General features: G+C 70.1%; 4 protein-coding genes and 1 pseudogene. 1 reads left to right on the top strand and 4 read right to left on the bottom strand.

Going from position 1 to position 4,518, the window contains the following annotated elements; all coding sequences use genetic code 11:
- Together ACFV7R_RS46755 and ACFV7R_RS46750 are read right to left on the bottom strand one after the other, a co-directional pair.
- A pseudogene (locus ACFV7R_RS46755) lies at positions 1 to 269 on the bottom strand (IS1182 family transposase); the annotation flags it as partial.
- Between the two features lie 351 nt (positions 270 to 620).
- A complete protein-coding gene (locus ACFV7R_RS46750) occupies positions 621 to 1,751 on the bottom strand; it encodes a site-2 protease family protein (protein ID WP_385276840.1) in 1,131 nt (376 codons plus the stop codon).
- A 342-nt stretch (positions 1,752 to 2,093) separates the two neighbouring features.
- Between ACFV7R_RS46750 and ACFV7R_RS46745 the strand changes: the two genes are divergently transcribed.
- Positions 2,094 to 2,324, top strand: a complete 231-nt coding sequence (locus ACFV7R_RS46745) for a hypothetical protein (protein WP_385276835.1) — start codon at positions 2,094 to 2,096, stop codon at positions 2,322 to 2,324.
- Positions 2,325 to 2,403: 79 nt separating this feature from the next.
- Here ACFV7R_RS46745 and ACFV7R_RS46740 read toward each other — a convergent pair whose 3' ends face one another.
- Positions 2,404 to 3,960: a GMC family oxidoreductase gene (locus ACFV7R_RS46740; RefSeq protein WP_385276832.1), complete on the bottom strand. Its 1,557-nt coding sequence runs from the start codon at positions 3,958 to 3,960 to the stop codon at positions 2,404 to 2,406.
- A 96-nt stretch (positions 3,961 to 4,056) separates the two neighbouring features.
- Positions 4,057 to 4,494, bottom strand: a complete 438-nt coding sequence (locus ACFV7R_RS46735; RefSeq protein WP_385276838.1) for an alpha/beta fold hydrolase — start codon at positions 4,492 to 4,494, stop codon at positions 4,057 to 4,059.
- Between the last annotated feature and the right edge of the window lie 24 nt (positions 4,495 to 4,518).

Raw genomic sequence — 4,518 nt, 5'->3', positions numbered from 1 at the left:
CCTGTGGGCACTGCTGCGTGACGGAAGGTGCTACCAGCCTGCACCCCCCGTGACAGCAGCGGCTTGACAACAGCATTGGGAATCTCGGTCAGATGCGCCCGGTAGCCGCTCCATGCGGTGTCCCGTTTGATGCAGTAGTGCGCGTCGGTGTCGTAGGGGGAGTCGAACCGCAGCGAGGCGGGCGGCAGGGCGTGGCCGTCCCGCCAGCGCAGACATCCGTCCGCGTCCCAGTAGTAGTGGTGGACCCAGACTTGGCGGAGGATCTCCACCTGCGGCCGCCGCCGGCGGGGCGGGGGCCCCGGCGGCCCGGGCAGCGGTGAAGACCTTCTGGCCGTCTTGGCCGAACTCCTCGGCCCGGGTGGTCACGGCCGCCTTCCCGCCCGGCAGCTTGCCGATCTCCACTCGGCGTCCGTACCGCTTGGCCCACTCCGGCTCGATCAGCGGAGCCAGCCAGGCGGGGGCGGCCTCGGCCAACTCCTCCAGGGCTGCTCGCAGCGTCTCTCCGACCATCTCCACCGACGACACCACCCCGCACACTCCTAGCCAAGCACCGGGCACAGCCAGCCGTCAGCGGCTCACCAACATCACCAGCAGAGTCCCGGCATGGGGGCTAGGAGTCCTCAGCCCGGTCCCCTTCCGCGCAGTTGGTGTCGCTGGGTCAGGCGCATGACGTCGCGCGCGGTGATGATGCCCGCGAGGCGCTGGCCGTCCAGGACGAGGATGCGCACACCACCGAGCGGACTGAGCTTCTTGAGCGCGTCCTCCAGGAGGTTGTCCGGCGCGCAGGTGGTGCACTTCTCGAGAGGGGTGGCCGCGTCGCGCAGGCGCATGGTCTCCCGCTGTGCCACGGGGACCTTCGCGAGCTGCGGCACGTCGAGCAGGCCGCTGGGGCGCCCTTCAAAGTCCAGCAGCGGCACCGCCGAGTGGCGGGCGGTCATCGCCTGCCCGTCGACGAATTGCCGTACGGTGATCCAGTCGGGGGCGGTCTCGACGGGGCTGGACATGGCGTCGGCGGCGCGCAGCCCGCTCAGGGCGGTGGCCAGGGACGCCTGCCGCCGTTCCGCATTGGCGACGATCATGATGAAGAGGCCGGTGAGGGCCAGCCATAGTCCGCCCCAGGCGCCGCCGAGGAAGGCAATCCAGCCGAGGACGATCAGCAGGATGCCGAGGATCTGGCCGCTGCGTCCGGCTGCCCGTTCGGCCCGCTCGCGGTCTCCGGTGCGCCACCACATCACGGCCTGCACCACGCGTCCGCCGTCGAGCGGTGCGGCGGGCAGGAGGTTGAACACGCCCAGCAAAAGGTTCGCCCAGCCGAGCCACACCAGCACGGCCGCGGATACGTCCCAGCCGAGTCCCGCGTTCAGGCCTGCCCCGGCGCCGAGTGCCGCTCCACCGATGGCCAGGCTGGTGAGCGGCCCGCTCACGGCGACGAGGAAGGCGGCGCCGGGTGCGGGCGGTTTGCCCATGTCGGTCATGCCGCCGAGGGCCCAGAGGGTGACGGTGTGGACGGGGATTCCCTTGCGCCGGGCGATGATCGCGTGCGCGGATTCGTGCGCCAGCAGACTCAACACGAGCAGCAGGGCGCCGATGAGTCCGGCGACGGTGTAGGCGGTGGTGGACCGTCCCGGCACCCAGGCCGGGAGCGTCTGGTCGATGAGGCTGTAGCCGAAGAGGAACACCAGCAGCGGCACCGTCCAGTGGATGCGCAGGGGCACCTTTCCGACCCGTCCGATCCTTAGCGAGCTGTTCATCATGGTCACGCCCGAACCTGCAAGGTGCCCCGCTATTGACAGTGTCGCCCCGGCGAGCGGCGCTAGGTGAGTGTGAGTACGGACTCGGCCGGAGCGAGACCCGTGGGAGGAGCCGCGGCCACTGGAGCGGAGGGTCAGGCGCGGGGCAGAGGGCCGGTGAAGCTCCGGATGTTCCTCCCCACCGGGCGCCGGTCATGCCCCCGCCGGAGACGGGCACGCCGGGGTCCGGTCACGCGCACCGCAGAGAGGATACGTCGTTTGTGTCGCCGCCTGGGTGCGCAGCCCACTGGGAGTTGGTCAGGACGGCTGGGCGGGTAGGCGAGGGACCGGCCAGGCCGGGTCGTGTCGCCACTGCGCCCACCGGTCGACCTCGGCGAACGGGCCGCCTCGTTCGGACAGCAGGGCCAGGGCCTGACCGCGGGCCTCCTGGACGCGGGCGTGCTCGGCGTCGTCCACGATGCCCAGGCGGCGGGCTTGGGCGTCCTCGCGCTCGTCCTTCCACCTCCACCTGGTCAGGTCCGGGCCGACGAGGAGGTCGACGAACACGTCGTCGTGGAGCGCCTCGCCGCGTAATCCGGATCGGGCACAACCCCGTGTCCCCGTGTGACGTCCTGGCCGAGGACGTCGTATCGGTCCGTGCGTGACGTTGCCGTCACGTCGGTGACGGGAGACCGCGGATCATGTCTGCGGCCTTTTCCGCGATCATGATCGTGGGGGCGTTGGTGTTGCCCCGCACCACGGTGGGCATCACCGAGGCGTCCACCACCCGCAGGCCGCTCACGCCGTGCACCCTGAGCCGGGAATCCACGACGGGGCCGATGGAGCACGTACCCGCCGGGTGGTAGAGGGTCTGCATCTCACGCCGGGCGAAGTCGAGCAGGCCGGCGTCGTCCGTGGAGCGCGGTACGCGGAAGTCGGCACGGCGGTGCTTGGCCAGGCTGGGCTGGTCGGCGATGTCGAGCAGCATCCGCAGTGCCCGGATCATCGTGACGCGATCCTCTTCGGTGGTCAGGTAGTTGTGCAGAATGTGCGGCTTGGCGCTGGGGAGCGCCGAGCGTAGGGAGACCTTGCCGCGGCTCGTGGGGGCGAGCAGGACTGCACCGAACATGAAGGCGTGGTCGGTCGCGGGGCTGATCCCCTCTTCATGGAACATCACCGGTGTGGCGTGCACCTGGATGTCGGGGGCGTCCAGTCCCTCACGGGTGCGGTGAAACCCGCCGGCCTCGCCGACGTTCGAGGTGAGCGGACCGCGGCCCTCGGTCTCCAGCAGGCGGAGGTTGTCCGGCGTTTCGGCGGTGAACAGCGACTCGGTGTCGGTGAGATAGCACAGACCGACATGCGGATGATCCTGCAGGTTCTCCCCAACAGGGAGGTCGACGCGGGGCGTGATGCCGCGGGCCGTCAGTTCGCCGCCCGGGCCGATGCCGGAGAGCATGAGCAGCTGCGGAGAGTTGTAGGCACCGGCCGACAGCACGACCTCCCGTTCGGCGCGCAGGCACAGCAGTTCGCCGTCCCGGTCCACCTCGACGCCGGTCGCACGGTCGCCGTCGAGCAGCACGCGGATGCACTGGGCGCCGGTCAGAACCTCGAGGTTCGGCCGGGACAGGGCCGGCCGCAGATACGCGTCGGCCGTGCTGCAGCGCAGACCATCGCGCTGAGTGAGGTGGTAGTAGCCGACGCCGTCCTGTTCGGGGCCGTTGAAATCGCTGGTGCAGGGGTGGCCGGCTTCCTGTGCCGCCGCCACATAGGCGTCCATCAACGGATGCCGGGAGCGGCCTTCGCTGACCGTGAGCGGCCCGCCGGTGGCGTGCCACGGTGACATGGCGCCCGTGAAGTCCTCGGCGCGAAGGAAGTACGGCAGGACGTCCTGCCAGCTCCAACCGTCGGCGCCGCCGGCCGCCCAGGCGTCGTAGTCGCGGCGATTGCCGCGTATGTAGATCATCGCGTTCATCGAGGAGCAGCCGCCGAGCATGCGGCCCCGGGGCAGATAGCGACGGCGGCCGTCCAGTCCCGGTTCACACTCGCTGAGGTAACTCCAGTCGTACTTCGTCTGGAAGAGCTTGCTGAACGCCGCCGGAACGTGGATTTCCGCGGCATCGTCCACAGGGCCTGCCTCGATCAGCAGAACGCGCGCGCTCTCGTCCTCGGTGAGCCGGTCCGCCAGCACACACCCGGCCGATCCGGCGCCCACGATGATGTAGTCGTACACCTGTGCCCCCTCGCCCCACCCGGTTGCTCGATCCCTTCACCCAAGCGGTAACGGCAGGGGAATCACACCGTGCTCTCGGCCATTGTCGAGGGGGCGTCAGCCGGCTCGGTCGGCCTCGTGCAGGGAGACGACGGCTTCCACCAGGGCCTGGGGGTTCTCCCAGTTGAGCATGTGTCCGGCGTCCGGCACGGTGACCAGCCGGGCGCCCGGTATCCCCGCGGTGAGGCGCCGGGCGTGGCTCGGCGGTGTGCTGCGGTCGGCCGAGCCGACCATGACGACGGTGGGAACCGTGATCTCGGGCAGGTGCGGATAGCGGTTCTCGCGCGCGAAGGCCCGGACGATCGGCACGAGCAAGGCATGGTCCTGGCGGAGGAAGACGTCGAGGAAGACGTCGATCATGGCCGGAGAGGGCCGCTTTCCGCACTGGGCGGCTCCGAAGAGGATTCCGCCGGTCCGGGTGCGTGCTAGTGGCTCGTCACGCAGCCTTGGCCGGGTAATCGACCCGCTGCTCGTCGGCCAGCAGACTGTCTCCAAGACCTGATCTTGGAGGTGGTCGTG

The sequence above is a fragment of the Streptomyces sp. NPDC059866 genome, assembly GCF_042731325.1.
GTDB lineage: Bacteria > Actinomycetota > Actinomycetes > Streptomycetales > Streptomycetaceae > Streptomyces > Streptomyces flavusporus.
Note: the sequence above shows the minus strand (reverse complement) of the source record. Positions and strands in the feature narration are given on the sequence as shown.

Coding starts and splice junctions, on each gene's coding strand:
- ACFV7R_RS46750 (WP_385276840.1), bottom strand. CDS start 1,751: ATGAACAGCTCGCTAAGGATCGGACGGGTCGGAAAGGTGCCCCTGCGC.